Consider the following 22,016-nt stretch of genomic DNA (forward strand, 5'->3'; position numbering starts at 1 on the left):
TGTCAAACCGCGCAAGGTGAACATACCGGGCAGCCGGTGTGGCACTGGGAGCGGTCTCAGGCTGCCGTGGAGCTAGGAAGCGGCCTGCAACTCGGCGTGTGCCTTGAGCCGGGACAGGGTGATGGCGATGTTGGCGCTGTTCGTGCCGGCGCGGTCCGGCTCGCCGGTGATGAAGATGGCGAACGGGACGAACCAGCGCGGCACCCGCAGCCAGTTCGTCACCTTCAGGCGGCAGCCGCCGCCGTCGGGCTGGAGGTCGTATTCCCACCGGGAGATCGGCACGAAGAACGGGGTCCGCACGCGGTAGGCGAAGCGGCGGCCCGGCTCGGCCTCGGTGATCTCGGCGTGGGTGACCCAGCGGCGCCAGCCGTTCCGGTTGCTGCCGGAAAACCAGTTCCCGACCGCGGCCTCGGTGGCACCGCGGATCCAGCGGGCCCGGTAGAACTCCTCGGCGAAGTCCGCCATCGCCACCGGGTCGCTGACCAGCCGGTACACCTGGTCCGGCGGGGCGCCGACGGTGATCTCGCCGACGGCGATCGGTTCGGTGTAGGTGAGCTTGTCCCTCGGATTGGTCGCCATCACACCTCCCAGTAGACCTGTTACCTCACCAGCGCACCGCCGGGAGCGTCAAGGCGCAAAAATCACGACGTAGTCAGGATTTCATCGCTTGCGCCTAGGTTTGCGCCGCGGCCGACGGCGGTCGCCGGAACGAAGGGAAAACCATGGTGAGACGGGGAGCGCGCTGGGCCTGGGTGGCCGCGGCGGTGGCGGCGCTGGGCCTGGCGGTGGTGCCGGGTGCGGCCGCCCAGGACCGGGTGGTGGTGACCAACGGGCTGCAGATGGACCACGGCGCCGGCGTGACGCTGTGCACGCTCGGGCCGGTGGGCACGGACAACGCGGGCAGGCTGGTCGGCATCACCGCCGCGCACTGCTACGGCGGTGACGACGTCTACTTCCCGGGCAAGCGGGAGCTGGGGCCGATCGGGAAGTACGCGTTCGTGTCGCAGGAGCAGGCCTTCCACGACTACGCGGTGATCGTGTTCGACCCGGCGAAGGTGACGCTGAGTGCCAACGGCCCGGCGCTGCGGATCGACAAGGTGCTCGACGGCGGCCTGCCCGCGGTGGGGTCGAACGTGTGCAAGGACGGGCGCACCACCGGCAAGACCTGCGGGCTGGTCGGTTCGAACGCCGGCGGGCTGATCGCGTCGTTCGCGGTGAACATGCCGGGTGACTCGGGCGGGCCGCTGGTCGTCGCGCGCAACGACGGCACGGCCACCGAGTGGGCGGGCATCGTGACGCGGGTGGCGCTGACCATGCCGCCGTTCATCTTCACCAGCGCGAAGAACATTCTCGACGACATCGCCACCCGCGGCCCGGACGCGCCCGGCGCCGGGTTCACGCCGGTCAGCGACTGACCGGCCCGGCCAGGCCGGTGGCCACCGGCCACAGATGGCCGGTGCACGGCCTGGCCAGGCCGTCGCCCGGATCGGCACGCTCTGGGGCATGGCGCTGACCACCGCATCATCCGGCACGGCCCCGCGTGAGCTGCTCACCCCGAGGGAGCGGGGGGTGCTGCGCGCGGTCGGCCGTGGCCTGTCCACCGCGGAGATCGCGGTCGAACTGTCCATCGCCGAGGTCGCCGTGCGGACCGAGTTGGGGCGGATCGTGGCGAGGCTGGGGCTCGACGACGAGCCCCAGCACACGCCGCCGTTGCGGCTTTCCGTGCTCGGCCCGCTACGGGCTTGGCACGATTCGGAGCCGGTGGACCTGGGCCCGGTGCGGCAGCAGGCGCTGCTGGCCGCGCTGGCGCTCCGGCCGGACGTGACGGTCAGCCGCGACGAGCTGCTCGACGCGGTGTGGGGCATGGAACCGCCGGCCGCGAAGGTCGTGCCGGTCTACGTCTACCGGCTGCGCCGGTGCCTGCGCAGCGCCGGGCCGGATTCGGTGATCGGCCGGGACCGCGGTGGTTACCGGTTCGCCGGTGCCGGGGTGCGGGTCGATTCGGCGCGGCTGGCCGAGCTGGCCGTCGAGGCGGCCGGGCTCCGGCGGTCCGGGGACCTGGCCGCCGCGGTCGGCCGGTACGCCAGTGCGCTGGCGTTGTTCCGCGGTGAGCCGCTGGCCGGGCTGCCCGGGCCGTTCGCCGAAGGGGAGCGGCGGCGGCTCACCGAACGCCGGATCGCGCTGCTGGAAGGCAAGCTGGACTGCCAGGTGCGGCTGGGCCGGTACGCCGAGGCCATCGGCGAGCTGTCCGCGCTGACCTCGGAGCACCCGCACAGCGAGCCGCTGGCCGCGCTGCTGATGCGTGCCCTGTACGGCAGCGGCCGCCGCGCCGACGCGCTCGGTGTGTTCACGCGCCTGCGCCGCCGCCTGGTGGACGACCTCGGTGTCGAGCCGAGCGACCTGGTCGGCGGCGTCCACCAGGCGATCCTGCGCGGGGACCGGATCTGAGCGGTCACGCCTCGGCCAGGTCACCGTTTTCCAGCCGCAGCCTGCGTTGAACGCCGATCGCCGCGAGGAACGGTTCGTCGTGGCTGACCACCACGAACGCGCCCTGGTAGGCGTTCAGCGCGCTTTCCAGCTGCCCGGTGCTGACCAGGTCCAGGTTGTTGGTCGGCTCGTCGAGCAGCAGCAGTTGCGGGGCCGGTTCGGCGAACAGGACGCAGGCCAGCGTGGCACGCAGCCGTTCCCCGCCGGAGAGCACGCCGACCGGCAGCTGCGTCCGCGGCCCGCGGAACAGGAAGCGGGCCAGCAGGTTCATCCGGTCCGCCGGCAGCATCTCCGGCGCCGCCGCGGCGAGGTTCTCGGCCACCGTGCGGCCGGGGTCGAGCAGGTCGAGCCGCTGGGACAGGTAGGCGATCCGGCCGTCGGCCCGCCGCACGGCACCGCTGTCCGGGGTCAGCTCGCCGTGCACGATCCGCAGCAGTGTGGACTTGCCGGTGCCGTTGCCACCGGTCAGCGCGATCCGCTCGGGACCGCGAATGGTGAGGTCGATGCCGTTGGCACCGAACAGGTCCCGCACTTTCAGGCGCTCACCGGTGAAGAGCGTGCGCCCGGCGGGCACGGCGGTCCGCGGCAGCTGCAGCGCGATCTTCTGGTCCTCGCGCAGCGAGCGTTCGGCCTGGTCCAGTTTGGCCTTGGCGGCGTCGAGCCGGGCGCCGTGCGTGCCGTCGGCCTTCGCCGCCGACTCCTGCGCGTTGCGCTTCATGGTCCCGGCGAAGATCTTCGGCAGCCCGGCGTTGCCGAGGTTGCGCGACGCGTTGCTCGCCCGGCGCGCCGCCCGCTCGCGTGCCTGCTGCATTTCGCGCTTCTCGCGCTTGACGGCCTGCTCGGCGTTGCGGATGTTCTTCTCGGCGACCTCGCGCGCGGCTTCGACGGCCTGCTCGTACTCGGTGAAATTGCCGCCGTAGAACCGGATTTCCCCGCGGTCCAGCTCGGCGATGCGGTCCATGCGGTCGAGCAGCGCGCGGTCGTGGCTGACCACCAGCAGGCAGCCGTGCCAGTCGTCGAGCACGTCGTAGAGCTGGTGCCGCGCCCCGAGATCGAGGTTGTTGGTGGGCTCGTCGAGCAGCAGCACGCTGGGCCGCTTGAGCAGCTGGGCGGCCAGCCCGAGCGAGACCACCTGCCCGCCGCTGAGCGTGGCCAGCCCGCGGTCGAACGCCAGCTCGCCGAGGCCGAGCCGGGCCAGCTGGGCGCGGGTGCGTTCTTCGACGTCCCAGTCGGTGCCGATGGTGGTGAAGTGCTTTTCGTCGGTGTCACCGGATTCGATGGCCTCCAGCGCACGCAGCACCGGCGCGATCCCGAGCACCTCGGCGACGGTCAGGTCCCGCGTCAGCGGCAGGTCCTGCGGCAGGTAACCGAGCACACCGTCGACGGTGACGGTGCCGGACGACGGCCGCAGTTCACCGGCGACGAGCTTGAGCAAAGTGGACTTCCCAGCGCCGTTCGGGGCGACGAGCCCGGTGCGGCCACCGGGTACGGAGAAGGAGAGCCGGTCGAACACGGGGGTGTCGTCGGGCCAGGAAAAGGACAGGTTGGTGCAGACGACGGCGGCGTCGGACATGGAGCGGACCTCGGCGAAGGTGTGGCGGGACAACGGAAGTGCCCGGAAGGGTTTGGTGGACGACAAAAGCGGCCACGCGGCTGTGCTCAGCCGGCGGCTCGCGAACTCCGGAACTCACCCGGAGATGTCGTCTTCACCTGCCACGTCAACGCTCCTGGATCGGGGATGTGCTTCGACCATAGCAGTTTCAGACGGTCCGGATGGACCAGGGCAGGCCGTCGCAGTCGGCCCATTCCCCGCCGCGGGGGAGCGGGCGCTCCTGCCTCGCCTCCGGCGCCAGCAGGCCGAGCAGGGTCTCCGGGGAGTTCGACGCGATCACCCTGCCGAAGGCGTTGACCAGTGCCGCGCGGGGTGCGGTGGCGTCGAGCACCGGCAGCATCGCCTGCTCGAAGTCCCCGGCGCGGATGTCGGCGGCGGCGACCCCGAGGAACCGCTCGCCCGACCGGATCGGCTCGGCGAAGGTGAGGATGTACTCGTCGGTGCCCGCGTAGTCGACGTACGGCCCGACGACCACGCGCCGCCCGCTGCGCCGGGGCGCGGCGAACCACTCGGTCGAGGTGTACTCGTACCCGGCGACGCTGTGCGGATCGAGGTCGACCGACAGCGGGCACGGTTCGTCCGAGCCGAGCGGCAGGCGCAGCCACTCGAGCCAGCGCGGCTCGTCGGCCAGCAGGCCGGGCGCCATGATCACGCCGGTACCCGCGAGCGCGGGACCGGGGCCGCGCAGGTGCTCGAGAATGATCGGGCGCAGGGCGGCGAGGTCGGCGGTGCTCGGCGCGCGCCCCTCGGCGCTCGCCCGCTCGTAGAGGGCGACCACCCGCGCGGCCAGCGCGCCGACCCCGGCGAAAACCTCGTTCAACAGGGTCTCCACCCGCGTGGCGGCGACGCGGTCGTCCAGCTCCTGCGCGTTGGCCACGGCGCCTCCAGAACACGTTCCCGGCACTGAGTGCTCCCAGGGTAAGGCCTCAGCGCTGGGCAAGCTGCAGATGGAATTCGATGAGCCTGGCGATGCCGTGCTCGATGTGCGCTTCGGTGGCCGCGCGCGCCCGCTCGCCGTCGTGCGCCTCGATCGCGTCGAGGATCTCGCGGTGCTGCTCGACCGCCTCGTCGAGGTGCACGGCCTCGCCGAGCGGGATCCACAGCAGCTCGCCGATCTCGCCCTGCAGGTCGATCTCCTGCCGGGTGAGCCGGGTCGACTGGGCCGCGGCCGCGATCTCGATGTGGAACCGGCCGTCGGCGCGCCGTCTTTCGCCGACCGTGGTCGCCTCGGCGAGCTGGTCGATCAGGTCGCGCAGCCGCCCGAGGTGGTCGGCGGAGGCCCGCTCGGCGGCGAGCCTGGCCGCCGTCCCGGCCACCGCGACGTGCTGGTCGCCGATCTCACGCAGTTCGTGCACGCCGGTTTCGCGCAGCAGCTTGCGCAGGCGCGCGGTGGACGCGTCGGCGGGCGCGCGGACGAAGCTGCCGCCGCCGCGGCCGCGCCGGGTTTCGAGCAATCCTTGCTGGCGCAAGGAGGACAGCGCCTCGCGCAGGGTCACCGTGGACACGTTGAGCGCGCCGGCCAGCTCGGTCTCGCTCGGCAGCTGCTCGCCGTCGGTGATCAGGCCGAGGCCGATCGCCTCGCTGATCCGCCTGCCGACCACGTCCACCCGGCCGCCGTCGGCCAGCGGCGCGAAGATCACGTGCCGCGGAGTGCCCGACTCCCCGCGTTCGCTCACCGGCACTCCTCCGCATCTCGGTGACTCTTGGTAATTCGTCAACCTCGCAGCCTAGTCGCCCGCGAGGTCGCGCCGGTGTTTCGGCGGGACAGGCCAAAGGCCGGTCGCGGCCGGCGCCCGGCCCGTCGAGACACCGGCTCGAAGCGACCTCGCACGCCGTGCCGGAGGCGCGGCAGACAACACAGCCTAGTCAGGGTGACCGACAGCCACCCTTGCGCTTTGAACTATGAAGTCATATGTTTTGAAGCCTACCGTGACCGCGCTCACAGCAAAACCGCGAAAACCGCACATCCCGAACACCGACCCGGGAGGCCGCTCCATGACCGAAGCCCCGGACCACCACCACTCGCCGGTGACCGTCGAATTCCTGTCGGACTGGCGCAACGCCAGCTACAACTGCTTCTCCTCCGGCCACAAGTTCTGCCGCGAGGTCTGCCCCGTGATGCAGGTGACCCGCAACGAGTCGTGGACGCCGACGGCCTTCCACGCCAACGTCGTCGCGATGGAAAAGGGCGAGCTGACCGTCGAGGACGTCGCCGAGGACTACGTCAACTGCACCCAGTGCGGTGCCTGCGAACTGCGCTGCCCCAACACCTTGTTCACCGGCGACTTCTACCGCTTCCGCACCCGCACGGTGGACCTGGTCAAGCAGATGCGCGCGCTGGCCGTGGACAACGGCGTGCACCAGCCCGGTTACCAGCGCTGGAACCAGCTCACCGACGAGCGCACCCACGAGCCCGTGCTCGGCGAGGTGCCGGTCAGCCAGGAACACGTGCGCGACTGGTCGGCAGGCCTCGACATCCCCATCGGCGGCGAGACCATTCTGTTCGTCGACTGCGAAGCCGCCTTCTACCGCACCTCGGTGCCGCGTGCGGTGGCGCAGATCCTGCAGCGCGCGGGCGTCGAGTTCGGGCTGATGCGCGAGCAGTGGTGCTGTGGTGGCCCGGCCGCCGAAATGGGCTACCGCGACCAGGCGAAGCGGTTCGCCGAGCACAACCTCGCCGACTGGCGCGCGTCCGGCGTGAAGCGGGTGCTGGTGCTCGACCCGCACGACTACATCACCTTCACCGAGGACTACCCGGCCTACTTCGGCGAGGACTACGAGATCGAGGTCGTGCTCGTGGTCGAACTGCTGGCGAAGCTGATCACCGAAGGCAAGCTGACCCCCGAGATCCCGATCGAGCGCACGATCACCTACCACGACCCCTGCCGCCTCAACAAGCGCAAGGGCGTCTGGCAGGAACCACGCCAGATCCTGCGGTCCATTCCCGGGCTGACCTTCAACGACGTCGACCGCGTGACGCAGTGGTCGTACTGCTCCGGCGGCGGTGGCGGGCTCCCGGTGGAGAAACCGGAACTCACCGCGAAGATCAGCGAGAACCGGCTGGCGAAGGCGGCCGAACTGGAGGTGGACACGCTGGTCTCGGCGTGCCCGTGGTCCGAGCGGCCGCTGTCCGCCGCGGGCGAGGCGCACCGCATCGACGTGGTCGACATCCACGAACTGCTCGCCGAATCGCTCGGCATCGAGGTCGGGGGGAGCCGGGGAGCATGACCATCGCACCGGAACTTTCCGACCGCGTGCTCACCGAACTGGCCGACGCCATCGGCGGCGAGCACGTGCTGACGTCGAAGACCGCACGCTACAACCGCGCCAGGGTGCCCGCGCCGTTCCCGGTGCACCGGTGGCCGGAACGCGTGCCGGATCTGGTGGTGCTGCCCGGATCCACCGAGGAGGTGGCCGAGGTGGTGCGCATCGCCAACGCGCACCGGATCCCGATCGTGCCGCGTGACGGCGGGACCGGGCTCACCGACGGCGCCGTGCCCGAACACCGCGGCATCGTGGTGGATGTCAAGCGGCTCAACCAGATCAAGGAAATCGATCTGGAGAACCGGACCTGCACGGTGGGCACCGGGATCAACGCGCTCAAGCTCAACGAGGTGCTGGCCGAGCACGGGCTGATCTATCCGGACGACCCGGCCAGCTATCCGTGCTCGCTGGTCGGCGGCCGGATCGGCACCAGCGGCTGGTCGCTGGTCGGTTCGCGGTACGGGCATTCGCGTGATCTGGTGCTCAGCTTCGAGTTTGTGCTGCCCACCGGCAAGGTGATCCACCTCGGTGACGGCGGTGGCCGCAAGATCTCCAAGAGTTCCAGCGGATACCAGCTCAAGCACCTGTTCATGGGGCACCAGGGCACGCTGGGCATCGCCACCGAAGCGACCTTGAAGCTGTTCCCGAAACCGGAGGCCGAGCTTTCGCCGTTCTGGGCTTTTCCCGACTACGACAGCGCCTACCGCTGCGTCGGCCAGCTCGCGCGTGCCGGGATCGCCACCTTCGCCGGGGCTGTCCTTTTTGATGAGTGGAAAGTGGACTATCTCCGGCGCGACGACGAGGCGTACATCCCGCAGCCGGCGGACGTCCGCGCGCTGGTGTGCGCGGTGGCCTACGGTTACGAGGACGAGGTCCGCGCCGGGGGCAAACGCTTGCTGCGCATCGCGAAGGACTGCGGCGCGCGGTACCTCGGTGACGAGATCTCCCAAGGTGACTGGGCCGCGCGGCACGACCGGTACGCGACCCCGCTGCACGGCCGCACGCGCTCCGGTCAGGTCGCGCCGATGAGCTGGCACTGCGAGGACGCGGCGATCAACTACACCGAGCTGCCCGGGGTCCGGCTCGAATGGCACGCCATCGTCGAGCGCCTCCGCGCGCGCTTCGACGTGTTCGACGACTGGGGAATGTTCTGCTACACCAGCGCGAACACCGGCGTGGACTACCTGACCGAGATCGACATCGGGATCTGGGAACAGGAACTCGGCGACGAGGCGTGGGCGGCCTGGGTGGACGCCAAGCGCGAGATCGCCGCGGTGGCGCTGCGCGCGGGCGGTTCGATCAGCGCCTGCCACGGTTCCTGCCGCGAAGGCGAAGTCGACCTGGTGCCACTGGAACTCGGCGGCGGCTACGACGTGATGCTCGACGTGAAGCGCGCCGTGGACCCCAACAACATCATGAACCCCGGCAAGTACGGGCTCCAGCGAGCCTACGCCGCCGAGAGGGGAGCGGGCGCATGACCGGATACCGCTACGACGCCGAGCACACCCCGCCACCGGCCCGCCAGGTCACCGACGTCGCGGTGGAGCGCTTCGAGCACATCTTCGAAGTGGACCCGAAACTGATGTCGGACCACGTGCGGCAGCAGAAGTTCCCGAACTGGGACACCCTGCGCATCGCCGCCGGGCGCGCCGACCACCTCGAGTGGATGCACCGGCACTGGGCGGAGAAAACGCTGTCGGCGCAGGAACTGCTCGACGAACTGGACCGCGAACGATGACCAGGGTCGCCACGGGATCGGACGACGAACAGCTCGCGGCGCTCGGGTACACCTCGGAGTTCCGGCGGGACATGAGCCTGTGGGCGAACTTCTCGCTCGGCTTCACCTACCTGTCGCCGGTGGTCGGCATCTACACGCTGTTCGCGGTGTCGCTGGCCGCCGGCGGGCCGCCGATGATCTGGAGCCTGCTCGTGGTCGGGCTCGGGCAGCTGCTGGTGGCGCTGGTGTTCGGCGAGATCGTTTCGCAGTACCCGCTCGCGGGCGGGCTGTACCCGTGGGCGCGGCGGCTGTGGGGCCGCAAGTGGGCGTGGCTGACCGGCTGGGTGTACGCGATCGCGTTGCTGGTGACCATCGCGAGCGTGACCTACGGCGCCGGGCCCTATCTCGCCGCGCTGCTCGGCCTCGAAGCCTCCACCAGCTCGACCATCGTCTGCGCGCTGGTGATGATCGGGCTGGCCACGCTGATCAACGTCGGCGGCACCAGGGCGCTCGCGCTGGCCGCGATCATCGGGTTCAGCACGGAGATCATCGGCGCGCTCGCGGTCGGCGGCTGGCTGTTGCTCACCGAACGCCACCACGGCCTCGGGGTGCTGTTCGACAGCTTCGGCGCCGGTTCGGAAGGCTCGTACCTCGCGGCTTTCCTGGCGGCGAGCCTGATCGGCATCTTCCAGTACTACGGTTTCGAGGCCTGCGGTGACGTCGCCGAGGAGGTGCCGGACGCCAGCAGGCGCATTCCGAAGGCCATGCGGATGACCATCTACGTCGGTGGCGCGGCGGCCACCTTCGTCTGCCTGGCGCTGGTGTTGTCGGTGCCGGACTTCGGCGCGGTCATCTCGGGTGCCGACACCGATCCGGTGTCCACTGTGCTCGGTACGGCGTTCGGCGAGTGGGGTTCGCGCGTGGTGCTCGGCATCGTGCTGATCTCGTTCCTGTCGTGCGCGCTGAGCCTGCAGGCGGCGGCGAGCAGGCTGGTCTACTCCTATGCCAGGGACGGCATGCTGCCCGGAAGTCGCTTGCTGGCCCGGTTTTCCCGTGCTCGCGGCGTGCCGCCGTCCGCGCTGGTGCTGGCCGCGGTGGTCCCGGCGCTGGTGGTGCTCGGCTCCGGGATTTCCGAGGACGCCACCACGAAGATCATCTCGTTCGCCGTGCTCGGCATCTACCTCGGTTTCCAGATGGTGGTGCTGGCCGCGCTGCGCGCCAGGCTGAAGGGCTGGCGGCCGTCCGGGCCGTTCACGCTCGGCCGCTGGGGTCTGCCGGTGACCGTCGCGGCGCTGGTCTACGGCGTGGCGGCGATGGTGAACATGGTGTGGCCGCGCACGCCGGACGCGCCCTGGTACGACAACTACCTGACCCTGCTGTCCGGGGTCGTGGTGGTCGGCGCCGGGGTGCTGGTGCTCGTGCTGCTGCGGCCCTACCGGAACTCCGGCGCTGTCGCCGGTGACGCGATTGGAGGGGAGAACGCATGACCCGTACCGTGCGCAACTTCGTCGGCGGGGAGTACACCGGCGCGCTGAGCGGCCGGACCGCCGAACTGGTGAATCCGGCGACCGGTGAGGTGTTCGCGGAGGCGCCGGTGTCCGGGCCGGAGGACGTGGACCGGGCGCTCACCGTGGCGGCCGAGGCGTTCACCACCTGGCGCGAGAGCACACCGGGGGAGCGGCAGCTGGCGCTGTCGCGGTTCGCCGACGCGATCGAGAGCCGCGCGGACGAACTGCTGGCGCTGGAATGCGAGAACACCGGGAAGCCGCTGGAGCTGACGCGGTCGGAGGAACTGCCGATGCTGCTCGACCAGCTCCGGTTCTTCGCCGGGGCGGCGCGGGTGCTCGAAGGCAAGTCGGCGGGTGAGTACCTGGCGGGGCACACCTCGTGGATCCGCCGTGAGCCGATCGGGGTCTGCGCGCAGGTGACGCCGTGGAACTACCCGGCGCTGATGGCGCTGTGGAAGTTCGCGCCCGCGCTCGCGGCGGGCAACACCGTGGTGCTCAAGCCTTCGGACACCACACCGGTGAGCACGGCGTTCCTGGCCGAACTGGCCGCGGAGTTCCTGCCGCCGGGGGTGTTCAACGTGGTCTGCGGTGACCGGGAAACCGGCGCCGCGCTGGTTTCGCACCGCATTCCGGCGATGGCGTCGATCACCGGCAGCGTGCGCGCCGGTCGTGAGGTGGCTTCCGCCGCGGCGGCCGACCTCAAGCGCGTGCACCTCGAACTCGGCGGCAAGGCGCCGGTGATCGTGTTCGACGACGCCGACGTGGCCGGGGCCGCGCAGGCCATCGCCGAAGCCGGGTTCTTCAACGCCGGTCAGGACTGCACGGCGGCCAGCCGCGTGCTCGCCGGGCCGCGCGTGCACGACGACTTCGTCGCGGCACTGGCCGAGCAGGCCGCCGCCACGGTGACCGGCACCGGCGACGACGCGGCCTACGGCCCGCTCAACAACCCGGACCAGCTGGCCAGGGTGTCGGGTTTCGTCGACCGCCTGCCGGATCACGCACGCGTGGACAACGGCGGCGCGCGGACCGGTGCCGCCGGGTTCTTCTACCAGCCGACCGTGGTTTCCGGGCTGCGCCAGGACGACGAGGCGGTGCAGCAGGAGATCTTCGGTCCGGTGATCACCGTGCAGCGGTTCGGCGACGAGGCGGAGGCGCTGCGCTGGGCGAACGACGTCGAGTACGGGCTGGCGTCGTCGGTGTGGACGAAGGACCATGGACGGGCGCTGCGCATGTCGAAGGGGCTGGACTTCGGCTGCGTGTGGATCAACACGCACATCCCGCTGGTGGCCGAGATGCCGCACGGCGGGTTCAAGCATTCGGGCTACGGCAAGGATCTGTCGATGTACGGGCTGGAGGACTACACCAGGGTCAAGCACGTCATGTCCAATTTGGACACCTGATAGGGAGAGAGGATCATGCGGTTCAGCTACGTGATGTTGCCCGACTACCCGCTCGACGACACGATCGAGTCGATCAAGCTCGCCGACGAGCTGGGGTTCCACGCCTGTTACGCGGCGGACGAGACCTGGCACAAGGACCTGTGGCTGCTGTTCGCCGCGGCGGCCGACAAGACGAAGAACATCCGGTTCGGGCCCAGCCTGTCGGCGGTGACGCTGCGTGAGCCGTCGCTGATCGCGCAGGCGACCGCCACCCTGGACGAACTGACCGGCGGGCGCGCGGAATGCGTGCTCGGCTCCGGGAACTTCGGCCTGCTGGCCCAGTACGGCATCAACTGGGTGAAGACCAAGCCGCTCACCCGGATGAAGGAAGCCCATCACGCGGTTCGCACGCTGCTCGACGAGGGCGCGATCACCTACGACGGCGAGTTCTATTCGTACAACGGGCTTTTCACCTTCGCGCGGCCGGTGCAGGAGCGGGTGCCGGTGAAGCTGGGCGCCATGCGCGGGCCGAAGTCGTTCCAGGTGGCGGGCGAGATCTCCGACGGGGTGCACCACGCGCTGAGCTATACGAAGAAGGCGTACGAGTACATGGTGGAGAACGTGCGCATCGGCGCCGAGCGCGCGGGGCGGGATGTGAACACGCTCGACCTCGGCGCCTGGATCGTCTTCGCCACCGGCCCGGATTCGAAGGCGGCGAAGGACGCGGCCAGGGCGATGGTGGGGCTTTACGCGTCTTCGATGCCGGTGGAGCAGCTGGAACGCAACAACGTCGACCCGGCGGAGCTGACGGAGATCATCGCGGCCGTGGGGGAGGGGCGGGTCGATCGCGCCTACGAACTGACGTCGCCGGAGCTGGCCGACCGGTTGTCGGTGGCGGGCACGCCGGCGGAATGCGTGGAGAAGATCAAGTCGGAAATCACCTCGGCGGGGGTGAACCACCTGATCCTGGCCATCACCGACGCGGCACTGGTGAAGGCGTTCTCGGGCTTGGAAATGCCGGGCGTCGCGTCCATGCGAGACCAGCTACGGCTGGTGCACGACGAGATCATGCCGCAGTTCAGCTGAGCGGGGTGAGGTGTCACGAATGTGGCTTTCGAGACGTTTGATGCCTCGAAAGCCACATTCGTGACATCGACGGCGCCCCCACCGGGGGGCCACGCCGTGCGCGTCGGAGGCCGCGCTCCGGAACCGCCCACCGCCCGGCCTCTCCTTACAACTCCCCGTCAGGTCCCGTTCCCATCCCCGTAACCCCATGTCAGCCTTACCGAGCTTGTATATACATCTCCTTGCCCGGCCCCGCCTACCTGTGCGAGTGTGCCCAGGTGACCACCTCGCTCACCCCCGTCCCCACCACCACCGCCCGCTACGCGCGCTGGAACGGCGTAGGCACCCCGTTCTCCGTCGTCACCACCGAGGTCCCCGCCATCCCCGGCCCCGGCGAGGCGCTTGTCCGCGTCGATCTGGCGACGGTGTGCGGCAGCGACGTGCACACCGTCTCCGGTGCCCGTCCCTCACCGGTGCCCGGCGTGCTCGGGCACGAGCAGGTCGGCACGGTGCTCGCGGTCGGCGACCCCGCGCCCCGCTACTTCGGCGAACCGGCCACCCCGGTCCGCCCGGGCGCCCGCGTGGTCTGGTCCGTCACCGCCTCCTGCGGCGAATGCGACCGCTGCGCCCGCGACCTCACTCAGAAATGCCGCCGCCTCACCAAGTACGGCCACCAGGAACTCGTCGAACAGCGCCCGCTGACCGGCGGGTTCGCCTCCCACTGCCTGCTCGTTCCCGGCACCACGATCGTCGAGGTGCCCGACGGCCTGCCCGACGTGGTGGCCGCCCCGGCGGCCTGCGCGACCGCGACCGTCGCCGCGGCGCTGGCCGGGCAGGAGTTGCGCGGGGCGAAGGTGCTGGTCACCGGCGCGGGCATGCTCGGCCTCACCGCCGTCGCGATGGCCGCGTCCGCGGGAGCGCACGTGACCGTCATCGATCCGGGACCGGCCAAGCGTGAACTCGCCCGGCGGTTCGGTGCCGCGGAAACCCGCGACAGCACGGAAAAGCCCGGTGAAGTCGATCTCGCGGTGGAGCTTTCCGGTGCGCCCCAAGCGGTCGCCACCTGCCTAGACGCGCTCGCCATCGGCGGCACCGCCGTGCTGGCCGGATCCGTCTTCCCCGGCCCCGCCGTGTCCGTGGAGCCCGAACGCCTGATCCGCGGCCTCCACACGATCACCGGCGTGCACAACTACCGCCCCGCCGACCTCCAGACCGCCGTCGACTTCCTGGCCGCGCACCACCGCGACCACCCGTTCGCCGAACTGGTCGAGGGCCGGTACGGGCTCGACCAGCTCGACGCCGCCTTCGACGCCGCCCGCGGGGGGACCGCGCCGCGGCAGGCCGTGCTTCCCTCAGAGCCGGTTGACCGTGGGGCGTGAACTCCGCGTGTTGGTGACGGTCACCGTCGCCACGTCCGGACGGTAACGATCTTCCGACCATTCGAGCGCCGTCCCGGCCGAATCCGCCGTCCGCCGCCGCTCCCGCAGCAGCGGCGTGCCCTCCGGCACCTCGAGCAGCTTCGCGTCCAGCGCGTCCGCGGCCACCGCGTCGAAGGTGTGCCGCGCGCTGTGCAGGTCGACCCCGCGCGCGGTCAGCAGGGCGTAGATCGAGCCCGCGTTCAGATCGGCCTCCAGCAGCGGGCGGCCGACGGACTCGGTGTAGTTCATCCGCTCCAGCATCGCCGGCCGGCCGTCCAGCAACCGCAGCCGGACCAGTTGCACCACCAGGCTTTCCGGCTCGACCCCGAGCGCCGCGGCGACGGTCGCCTCCGGGTGCCGCAGGGCGATCTCGTGCAGCCGCTGCCCCGGCACGTGCCCGGTCAGCTCGGCCCGGCGGGTGAACGACAGGAAGGTCTCGAACGGCTGCGCGGGCACGGCGTCCAGCACGACCGCGCGCTTGCCCTGCCCGCCGCCGATCAGGCCCTCGTCGCGCAACGCCGAGAGCGCCTGGCGGACCGGGCCGCGGGACGCGCCGAACTCCTGGCACAGCTGCGCTTCCGACGGCAGCGAATCACCGACCGCCAGCTCACCCTCGCGGATGCGGCGGCGGAGTTCGGCGGCGAGGGACCGGTGCAGGGGAGCCATGCCGGCCACCTTACCCAGCATGACTGGACAAGTGCACCCAGCAACTCCACATACACGGGGAAATCCGCAGATGAACACTGAATGACTTGTCAATACAGGTCGTTGACCCCCGGGCGGTGGCCTGCGACGGTCTGGGCACACCCCCGAGCAGAACCCCCCCCAGGAGCCCGCTGTGTTCATCCGTCGCGGAGCGCTCGCCGCGCTCGTCAGCCTCACCCTCGTGGCCACCGCGTGTGGCGCACCGGAAGACTCGTCCGCCTCGCCGTCCTGCCCGGACGGCCGCATCCGGTTCGGCGTCGAGCCGTTCGAAGACCCCGCCCGGCTCACCCCGGCCGCCCAGGTGCTCGCCAACTCGTTGTCCACCGCGCTGTCCTGCCCGGTCGAGCTGACCGTCACCGAGGACTACTCGGCCGAGGTGCTCGCGATGGAGAACGGCAAGCTCGACGTGGGCATCTTCGGCCCGCTCGGTTACGTCTTCGCCCACCGCCGCGCCAAGGCCGAGGCGGTCGCGTCGTTCGGTGACGCGACCGGGAAGCTGTCCAGCTACACCGCCGCGATCTGGGTGCCCGCGAACTCGCCGGTGACCACCGTCGCGGAGTTGCGCGGCAAGTCGCTCGCGCTGGGTTCGGTCGGATCCACCTCCGGTGACGCGCTGCCGCGGCAGGCGCTGCGCGACGCGGGCCTCGCCGAATCCGACGTCCGGATCGACTACGCGGGCGGCCATCCCGAAGCGCTGCTGGCGCTGGCCAACGGCAAGGTGGACGCGGCGGAGATCAACTCCCAGCAGGAGAACAGCGCGACCACCGCGGGCACCTTCAACCCGGCGGGCTTCCGCAAGATCTGGCAGTCGGCGCCGATCCCGAACGACCCGGTCACCGTGCGCGGTGATCTGGACCCGGCCACCAAGACCGCCATCCGCGACGCCCTGCTCGGCCTGCCGCCCGCCGCGATCGGCGAGATCGGCGCGCTGCTCGACGTCTCCCCGCCGGGCCCGCTGGTCCCGGTGGACCAGACCACCTACCAGCCGCTGTTCGAGCTGGCCGACAAGCTGGGCCTGACCGAGGCGGACGCCTGATGCTCGCGCTGTCCGGCATTTCCGTGCACTTCGGCGACCGCCAGGTGCTGCACGAAGCCGACGTCACCGTCGCCGAGGGCGAGCTGCTGGCCGTGCTGGGGGCCAACGGTTCCGGCAAGTCGACCCTGCTCCGGGCGGCCGCCGGGCTGGTGCCGCACACCGGCGCGGTCACCGTGTCCGGTCGCGAACGCGGCCGACTCGACGTCGCGCTGATCTTCCAGCAGATCCACCTGGTGCGGCGGCGCAGCGTGCTCGACAACGTGTGCGCCGGCGCGCTCGGCCGCCTGCCGCTGCGTGAATCGCTGGTGCCCGCGTTGTTCCCGCGTGCGGTGCGGGAGGAGGCGATGGCCTGCCTCGACCGCGTCGGCCTCGCCGATCGCGCGCACGACCGGGCGGGCAGCCTGTCCGGCGGCCAGCAGCAGCGGGTCGCCGTCGCGCGGGCGCTGTGCCAGCGGTCCCGGGTGCTGCTCGCCGACGAGCCGGTGTCCGCTTTGGACCCGGCCGCCGCCGAGCAGGTGCTGGCGCTGCTCGCGGAACTCGCGCACGCCGAACGCCTCGCCGTGCTGGCCGTGCTGCACCAGCCGGAACTGGCCGCCCGGCACGCGGACCGGATCGTCGGGCTGCGCGACGGGCACGTGGTGCTCGACGGCGACCCCGGCCAACCGGTCGGCTCCCTCTACTCGTACCCGGTGCTGGAGACCACCTCATGACCACTCAGGAAGCGGTGCGGCGGCTGCCGGTGCCGCCCAAACCCCGGCGCCCGCGTGTGCTGCTCGGCGCCGGCGTGCTCATCGCCGCGCTGGTTGTGGTGCACGTGATCGCTTGGGACGCCACGGAATTCTCGCCCGGCGCGCTCGCCGACGGCTGGACCGGCATGGCCGGATTCCTCAGTGAGGCGATCCCGCCGGACCTGAGCTGGGACGTGCTCGGGCCGTCGCTCGAAGGCGCGCTGGTCACCCTGTGGATCGGCCTGCTCGGCACCACGCTGTCCGTGCCGTTCGCGCTGGTGCTGGCGCTGCTCGCGGCCCGCGGCACCACCCCGTCCGGCTGGATCTACCAGGCCGCGCGCTCGCTGCTGTCGTTCCTGCGCGCGGTGCCGGAGGTGGTTTTCGCGCTGATCTTCGTCACCGCCGTCGGGCTCGGGCCGTTCCCCGGGGTACTGGCGCTGGTGTTCCACAACGTCGGCGTGATGGGCAAGCTGTGGGCCGAGGCGATCGAGGACGCCGATCCGGGACCCGCGCTGGCGGTCCGCTCGACCGGCGCGAGCCGCACGCAGGTGGCCACGCACGCGCTGCTGCCGCTGGTCACGCCGCAGTTGTTCGGCCTGCTGCTCTACCGGTTCGACGTGAACGTGCGGTCGTCACTGGTGCTGGGCCTGGTCGGTGCCGGTGGCATCGGGTTCCTGATCAACCAGTCGATCAAGCTGTTCCGGTTCGACCAGATGCTCACCCACATCCTGGTGGTGCTGGTGCTGATCGTGCTGGTCGACCAGCTGTCCGCGCTCGTGCGGCGGCGCCTGGGGAGCGGCTCGTGATCAAGCTCGCCGCCCTCGACATCGCCGGGACCACCGTCGCCGAGGACAACCAGGTCTACCGCGTGCTCGCCGACGTGGTCGCCGAGCACGGCGCTCCCGCACCGGAAGCCGAGATCCGCCGGTGGATGGGCGCGGACAAACGGGAGGCGCTCGCCGCGCTGACCGGCGACAAGGCTTCGGTGGAGCGGTTGCACGACCGGTTCGTGACCAGCCTCCGCGCCGCCTACGAAGCCCAGCCGCCGAAGCCGATTCCCGGTGTGCCGCAAGCACTTCAGGCCATGCGCGAGGCGGGTGTCCGGGTGGTGCTGACCACCGGGTTCGACCGGCAGATCACCGATCCGCTGCTGGCCGCGGTCGGCTGGCGGGCCGGGGAGCACGTGGACGCCGTGGTGTGCGCGGTGGAAGCCGGTGGTGGGCGCCCGCTGCCGCTGATGATCCACCGCGCGATGGAGCTGACCGGCGTCACCGATCCCGGTGAGGTGCTCACCGCCGGGGACACCGCGCTGGACATCCAGGCGGGCCGGGCCGCCGGCGCCGCGATGGTGGTGGGGGTGCTCAGCGGCGCGCAGACCAGGACGGAACTGGCTGCCGAGCACCCTACCCACATCGTGGCCGACGTGACGCGGTTGCCGGTCCTACCGCTCGTCGAGTAGGTCCTCGATGGTGATCGGCAGGCGGCGCGCCCGGATGCCGGTGGCGTTGTGAATGGCGTTGGCCACCGCCGCCGCCATGCCGACGATGCCGATTTCCCCGAGCCCACGGGCACCCACCGCGTTGTGCAGCGTGTCCGGGTATTCGACGAAGTGCACGTCGATCTCGGGGATGTCGGCGTTCACCGGCAGCAGGTAGCTGGCGAAGTCGGCGTTGGCCAGCCGCCCGCTGGCCTCGATGTCCAGGCCTTCGTGCAGGGCCGCCGAAACGCCCCAGATCATGCCGCCGGTGATCTGGCTGCGCGCGGCCTTCTCGTTGATGATCCGGCCCGCGTCGAACACACCGAGCATGCGGGAAACGCGGACTTCCCGCGTCCACTGGTGCACGCGGACCTCGCAGAACTGCGCGCCGAACGAGCTGAACGCGTGCTTGGTCAGCTCCTCGCCCGGTGCCGACGAGCCGGTCACCGACAGCTCGGTGCGGCCGGTGGCCCGCAGCACCTCACCGAAGGTCATGCTGCGGCCACCGCCGTGCACGCGGCCGTCGGCGTAAGCGACCTCCGCGCCGTCGAACGGCCCGGCGGCCAGCGCGAGCAGTTCGTCGATCGCGTTGGTGGTGGCGGCCATGATCGCCGTGCCCGCGCTCGCCGTTGCGGTCGAACCACCCGAAAGCCCGCCCGAGGGCAGCGACGAATCACCGAGCCGCGGTTCGATCCGCTCCGGCGGGATGTCCAGGGATTCCCCGCCCACCAGGGAAAGCACGGTCAGCAGACCGGTGCCGGGGTCCGCGCCACTGGTGCCGACCACGGCCGTGTCGTCCGCGCGCAGCGTGATCCCCACCGTCGCGGGGAAGCGCAGCGCGGGGAACAACGCGGAGGCCACGCCGACGCCGACCAGCCAGTCGCCGTCACGGCGGCCGTCCGGTGAGCGGTCCGCCCAGCCGAAGCGTTCCGCGCCGATCCGGAAGCACTCGTCGAGGTGCTTGCTGGACCACTCCAGGTCCTTGCCCGCCGGGCCGGTGGAGTTGTTCCGCAGGCGCAGCTCGATCGGGTCCATCCGCAGGGCGATCGCCAGTTCGTCGATCGCGCTCTCCAGGGCGAAGGACCCCGGCGCCTCACCGGGTGCGCGCATGAAGGTGGTCGGCGGCACGTTCAGCGGCACGATCTTCTGGCTGATGGCCAGGTTCTGGGTGGCGTAGTACTCGCGCGAGGTGCCGTGCGAGGTCGGTTCCACAAAGGACCGATCCATCCCGGTGGTGCACCACGAGTCGTGGCGCAGCGCGATCAGCGTGCCGCCGGTGTCCGCGCCGAGCGTGATCTTCTGCACGGTGGCGGCCCGGCCCGCCGTCGCGGTGAACACCTGCTCCCTGGTCAGCGCCGCCTTGACCGGCCGGTCGAGCGCCCTGGCCGCCGCCGCGGCCAGGAAAGCGGGCGCGGAGGTGCGCCCCTTGCCACCGAACGCCCCGCCGACGAACGGGTTCACCGCGTGCACTGACGAGACCTCGAGACCCAGCGCGCTGGCCAGTTCCACCGCCTGGAGGTCGCTGGCCTGGTTTCCACTGTAGATGGTCAGCTCGCCCGATTCCCACACCGCGACCGCGGAATGCGGCTCCATCGCGGCGTGGTTCTGGGTAGCGGTGTGGTAGGTCGCCTCGACCACCACCGGGCTCGCCGCCAGAGCGTCCTCAATGGACTCGACGCCGGGAGCCAGGATGTCCAGCGTGGGCGGCGCGCCGTCCCTGGCCGGAGGCGCGTCCTCCGCGGCGGCCAAGCCTTCTTCCAGTGAGGTCAGCGCGTGCCGTTCGCGGTAGGTGACCTCGACGAGCATCGCCGCGTCCCGCGCCTGCTCGAAGGTTTCCGCCACGACAAAGCCGATCGCCTGCCCGTAGTAGGCGATTTCGGTGTCCTGCAACGGAACCGCGGTCTCGCCGAAGAGCGGGCTGGAGGCGGTTTTCAGCGGCAGCGGGTCGAACGGCGAGTACACCGCGAGCACGCCCGGCGCGTTCCTCGCCGCGGTGACGTCCATGGCCTCGATCTCACCGTGCGCGATGGTGCTGAGCACGAGATAGCCGTAGGTCATGCCGGGCAGGTTGTGGTCCAGCCCGTACTTGGCCCGTCCGGTGACCTTCAGCGGTCCGTCCAGCCTGCTGGTCATCAGCGGCTCCCCTCGGTCAGCTCACGCAGCGCGCGGACGATGGTCCGCCGCAGCAGGGCCGGTTTGAACGCGTTGCCGGACAACGGCCGGGCACCGTCGGCGGCCACGGACGCGGCCGCCTCGAAGGCTTCGGTGGTCACGGGTGCGCCACGCAGCGCCTCCTCGACGGCGGGCAGCCGCCAGGGCACCGTGCCCACGCCGCCCGCCGCCACCCGGGCGTCGTTGATGCGGCCGTCGCGGATGTCCAGTGCGACCGCGGCCGAGCACAACGCGAATTCGTACGACTGCCGGTCGCGGATCTTGACGTAGGTGGAGTTCTCCGCCCAGTCCAGCCGCGGCACGACCACCTCGGTGATCAGCTCGCCCGGCCGCAGGTCGTGCTCGGTTTCCGGGCTGTCACCCGGTAGCTGGTAGAAGTCGGCCAGTGCGACGGTCCGGGTGCCCTCGGCGCTGACCAGCCGGAGTTCGGCGTCGAGCGCGACCAGGGCGACCGCCACGTCACTGGCGTGCGTCGCCACGCAGGAGTCGCTGGTGCCGAGCACGGCGTGCATCCGGTTGGCGCCGGTGATCGCCGGGCAGCCGCTGCCGGGATTCCTTTTGTTGCACGGCATCGCGACGTCACGGAAGTACGAGCACCGGGTGCGCTGCATCAGGTTGCCACCGATGCTGGCCATGTTCCGGATCTGCTGGGACGCGCTCAGCAGCAGCGCCCGCGAGATCATCGGGTACACGCCGGGGTGCGCGGCGATGTCGCTCATCCGCTCCAGGGCGCCGATCCGGAGGCCGTCGGGGCCGTTGTCGATGTCGTGCAACGGGATTTCGTTGATGTCTTGCACGTGCCGCGGCGTCAGCACTTCGAGCTTCATCAGGTCGACCAGGGTGGTGCCGCCGGCGAGGAAGGTGCCCTCGCCGGCGGCGACGGCGTCTTCGATGGTGGTGGGCGCGGTCAGCTCAAACGGTCGCATCGGCCCGCCTCGTCTCCTGGACCGCCTCGACGGCGGCGACGATGTTCGGGTAGGCCGAGCAGCGGCACAGGTTGCCGGACATGAACTCGCGCACGTCCTCGACCTGCTGCTCGACCGCGGCCACCGCGGACATGATCTGGCCGGACGTGCAGAACCCGCACTGCAGCGCGTCCTGCTCGACGAAGGCCTGCTGCACGGGGTGGAGCTGATCCTCTGTGCCCAGTGCTTCGACCGTGGTCACCGGCTGCTTCACGGTGGCGGCCAGGGTGAGACAGGAAAGCACGGGACGGCCGCCGACGTGCACGGTGCAGGCGCCGCACTGCCCGCGGTCGCAGCCCTTCTTGGGCCCGGTGATGCCGAGGCGTTCACGCAGTGCGTCGAGCAGGGTCACCCCCGGCTCGACGCTCAGTCGTTCGGTGGTGCCGTTGACTTCGAGGGAGAGGTCCACTGAATCTCTTTCCGCAGATCGTCCGTGGTGGGAGAGCGGGAGGGAAGCGGATAGTCATCCGGTTCACGTCCGAG

Annotated in this window: 21 protein-coding genes; 13 read left to right on the top strand and 8 right to left on the bottom strand. The window is 70.8% G+C overall.

Features of this window, described 5'->3' with window-relative positions:
- Nucleotides 1-72: 72 nt before the first annotated feature.
- Nucleotides 73-579 carry an SRPBCC family protein gene (locus tag A4R43_RS03760; protein WP_113691004.1) on the bottom strand — a complete coding sequence of 169 codons (507 nt, stop codon included), beginning with the start codon at nt 577-579 and terminating at the stop codon, nt 73-75.
- Nucleotides 580-722: 143 nt separating this feature from the next.
- Here A4R43_RS03760 and A4R43_RS03770 point away from each other — a divergent pair, with 143 nt between their 5' ends.
- Both A4R43_RS03770 and A4R43_RS03775 read left to right on the top strand, forming a co-directional pair.
- Nucleotides 723-1,415: a chymotrypsin family serine protease gene (locus tag A4R43_RS03770; protein WP_162788305.1), complete on the top strand. Its 693-nt coding sequence runs from the start codon at nt 723-725 to the stop codon at nt 1,413-1,415.
- Nucleotides 1,416-1,449: 34 nt separating this feature from the next.
- Nucleotides 1,450-2,448, top strand: a complete 999-nt coding sequence (locus A4R43_RS03775; protein WP_236808754.1) for a BTAD domain-containing putative transcriptional regulator — start codon at nt 1,450-1,452, stop codon at nt 2,446-2,448.
- Nucleotides 2,449-2,452: 4 nt separating this feature from the next.
- Here A4R43_RS03775 and A4R43_RS03780 read toward each other — a convergent pair whose 3' ends face one another.
- The 3 genes from A4R43_RS03780 to A4R43_RS03790 all read right to left on the bottom strand — a co-directional run bounded on the left by A4R43_RS03780 (nt 2,453) and on the right by A4R43_RS03790 (nt 5,775).
- Nucleotides 2,453-4,060: an ABC-F family ATP-binding cassette domain-containing protein gene (locus tag A4R43_RS03780; RefSeq protein WP_113691006.1), complete on the bottom strand. Its 1,608-nt coding sequence runs from the start codon at nt 4,058-4,060 to the stop codon at nt 2,453-2,455.
- 187 nt (nt 4,061-4,247) lie between these two features.
- A complete protein-coding gene (locus tag A4R43_RS03785; protein ID WP_113691007.1) occupies nt 4,248-4,976 on the bottom strand; it encodes a cache domain-containing protein in 729 nt (242 codons plus the stop codon).
- 49 nt (nt 4,977-5,025) lie between these two features.
- Entirely contained in the window at nt 5,026-5,775 is a 750-nt protein-coding gene (locus tag A4R43_RS03790; protein ID WP_113691008.1) for a FadR/GntR family transcriptional regulator, read from the bottom strand.
- A gap of 319 nt (nt 5,776-6,094) precedes the next feature.
- On the opposite strand from A4R43_RS03790, the gene A4R43_RS03795 reads away from it, so the two are divergent.
- The 7 genes from A4R43_RS03795 (at nt 6,095) to A4R43_RS03825 (ending at nt 14,411) form a co-directional block, all read left to right on the top strand.
- Entirely contained in the window at nt 6,095-7,327 is a 1,233-nt protein-coding gene (locus tag A4R43_RS03795; RefSeq protein ID WP_113691009.1) for a (Fe-S)-binding protein, read from the top strand.
- A complete protein-coding gene (locus A4R43_RS03800; protein ID WP_113691010.1) occupies nt 7,324-8,841 on the top strand; it encodes an FAD-binding oxidoreductase in 1,518 nt (505 codons plus the stop codon). The genes A4R43_RS03795 and A4R43_RS03800 overlap by 4 nt, the downstream gene beginning before the upstream one ends.
- Nucleotides 8,838-9,101 (top strand): hypothetical protein, encoded by a 264-nt coding sequence (locus tag A4R43_RS03805; RefSeq protein ID WP_113691011.1) that lies wholly within the window; start codon nt 8,838-8,840, stop codon nt 9,099-9,101. The genes A4R43_RS03800 and A4R43_RS03805 overlap by 4 nt, the downstream gene beginning before the upstream one ends.
- Nucleotides 9,098-10,567 (top strand): APC family permease, encoded by a 1,470-nt coding sequence (locus tag A4R43_RS03810; protein WP_113691012.1) that lies wholly within the window; start codon nt 9,098-9,100, stop codon nt 10,565-10,567. The genes A4R43_RS03805 and A4R43_RS03810 overlap by 4 nt, the downstream gene beginning before the upstream one ends.
- Nucleotides 10,564-11,988 carry a gamma-aminobutyraldehyde dehydrogenase gene (locus A4R43_RS03815; protein ID WP_113691013.1) on the top strand — a complete coding sequence of 475 codons (1,425 nt, stop codon included), beginning with the start codon at nt 10,564-10,566 and terminating at the stop codon, nt 11,986-11,988. Before A4R43_RS03810 ends, A4R43_RS03815 begins: the two co-directional genes overlap by 4 nt.
- Before the next feature lie 15 nt (nt 11,989-12,003).
- The gene (locus tag A4R43_RS03820; RefSeq protein ID WP_113691014.1) at nt 12,004-13,053 is read left to right on the top strand and encodes an LLM class flavin-dependent oxidoreductase; all 1,050 of its coding nucleotides are present in this window, start codon (nt 12,004-12,006) and stop codon (nt 13,051-13,053) included.
- 257 nt (nt 13,054-13,310) lie between these two features.
- Nucleotides 13,311-14,411: an alcohol dehydrogenase catalytic domain-containing protein gene (locus A4R43_RS03825; RefSeq protein WP_113691015.1), complete on the top strand. Its 1,101-nt coding sequence runs from the start codon at nt 13,311-13,313 to the stop codon at nt 14,409-14,411.
- On the opposite strand, the gene A4R43_RS03830 is transcribed toward A4R43_RS03825, so the two are convergent.
- Nucleotides 14,385-15,116, bottom strand: coding sequence for a GntR family transcriptional regulator (locus A4R43_RS03830; RefSeq protein WP_205215236.1), 732 nt, complete (start codon nt 15,114-15,116; stop codon nt 14,385-14,387). The two genes, A4R43_RS03825 and A4R43_RS03830, sit on opposite strands and share 27 nt — an antisense overlap.
- A 172-nt stretch (nt 15,117-15,288) precedes the next feature.
- Here A4R43_RS03830 and A4R43_RS03835 point away from each other — a divergent pair, with 172 nt between their 5' ends.
- Genes A4R43_RS03835 through A4R43_RS03850 form a run of 4 tightly spaced genes read left to right on the top strand, consistent with a single transcriptional unit; the run spans nt 15,289 to nt 18,378 of the window.
- Entirely contained in the window at nt 15,289-16,191 is a 903-nt protein-coding gene (locus tag A4R43_RS03835; RefSeq protein WP_236808755.1) for a phosphate/phosphite/phosphonate ABC transporter substrate-binding protein, read from the top strand.
- Complete coding sequence (locus A4R43_RS03840) at nt 16,191-16,901, top strand: phosphonate ABC transporter ATP-binding protein (protein WP_113691016.1); 711 nt, start codon at nt 16,191-16,193, stop codon at nt 16,899-16,901. The genes A4R43_RS03835 and A4R43_RS03840 overlap by 1 nt, the downstream gene beginning before the upstream one ends.
- Nucleotides 16,898-17,725 (top strand): phosphonate ABC transporter, permease protein PhnE, encoded by an 828-nt coding sequence (phnE, locus tag A4R43_RS03845; RefSeq protein ID WP_113691017.1) that lies wholly within the window; start codon nt 16,898-16,900, stop codon nt 17,723-17,725. Before A4R43_RS03840 ends, phnE begins: the two co-directional genes overlap by 4 nt.
- Entirely contained in the window at nt 17,722-18,378 is a 657-nt protein-coding gene (locus tag A4R43_RS03850; RefSeq protein WP_113691018.1) for a phosphonatase-like hydrolase, read from the top strand. The genes phnE and A4R43_RS03850 overlap by 4 nt, the downstream gene beginning before the upstream one ends.
- On the opposite strand, the gene A4R43_RS03855 is transcribed toward A4R43_RS03850, so the two are convergent.
- Genes A4R43_RS03855 through A4R43_RS03865 form a run of 3 tightly spaced genes read right to left on the bottom strand, consistent with a single transcriptional unit; the run spans nt 18,361 to nt 21,942 of the window.
- Entirely contained in the window at nt 18,361-20,529 is a 2,169-nt protein-coding gene (locus tag A4R43_RS03855) for a xanthine dehydrogenase family protein molybdopterin-binding subunit (protein WP_113691019.1), read from the bottom strand. The genes A4R43_RS03850 and A4R43_RS03855 overlap by 18 nt on opposite strands.
- Nucleotides 20,529-21,494, bottom strand: a complete 966-nt coding sequence (locus tag A4R43_RS03860; protein WP_113691020.1) for an FAD binding domain-containing protein — start codon at nt 21,492-21,494, stop codon at nt 20,529-20,531. The genes A4R43_RS03855 and A4R43_RS03860 overlap by 1 nt, the downstream gene beginning before the upstream one ends.
- Entirely contained in the window at nt 21,481-21,942 is a 462-nt protein-coding gene (locus tag A4R43_RS03865; RefSeq protein ID WP_113691021.1) for a (2Fe-2S)-binding protein, read from the bottom strand. The genes A4R43_RS03860 and A4R43_RS03865 overlap by 14 nt, the downstream gene beginning before the upstream one ends.
- Nucleotides 21,943-22,016: the final 74 nt, after the last annotated feature.

This window comes from Amycolatopsis albispora (assembly GCF_003312875.1).
Lineage (GTDB): Bacteria > Actinomycetota > Actinomycetes > Mycobacteriales > Pseudonocardiaceae > Amycolatopsis > Amycolatopsis albispora.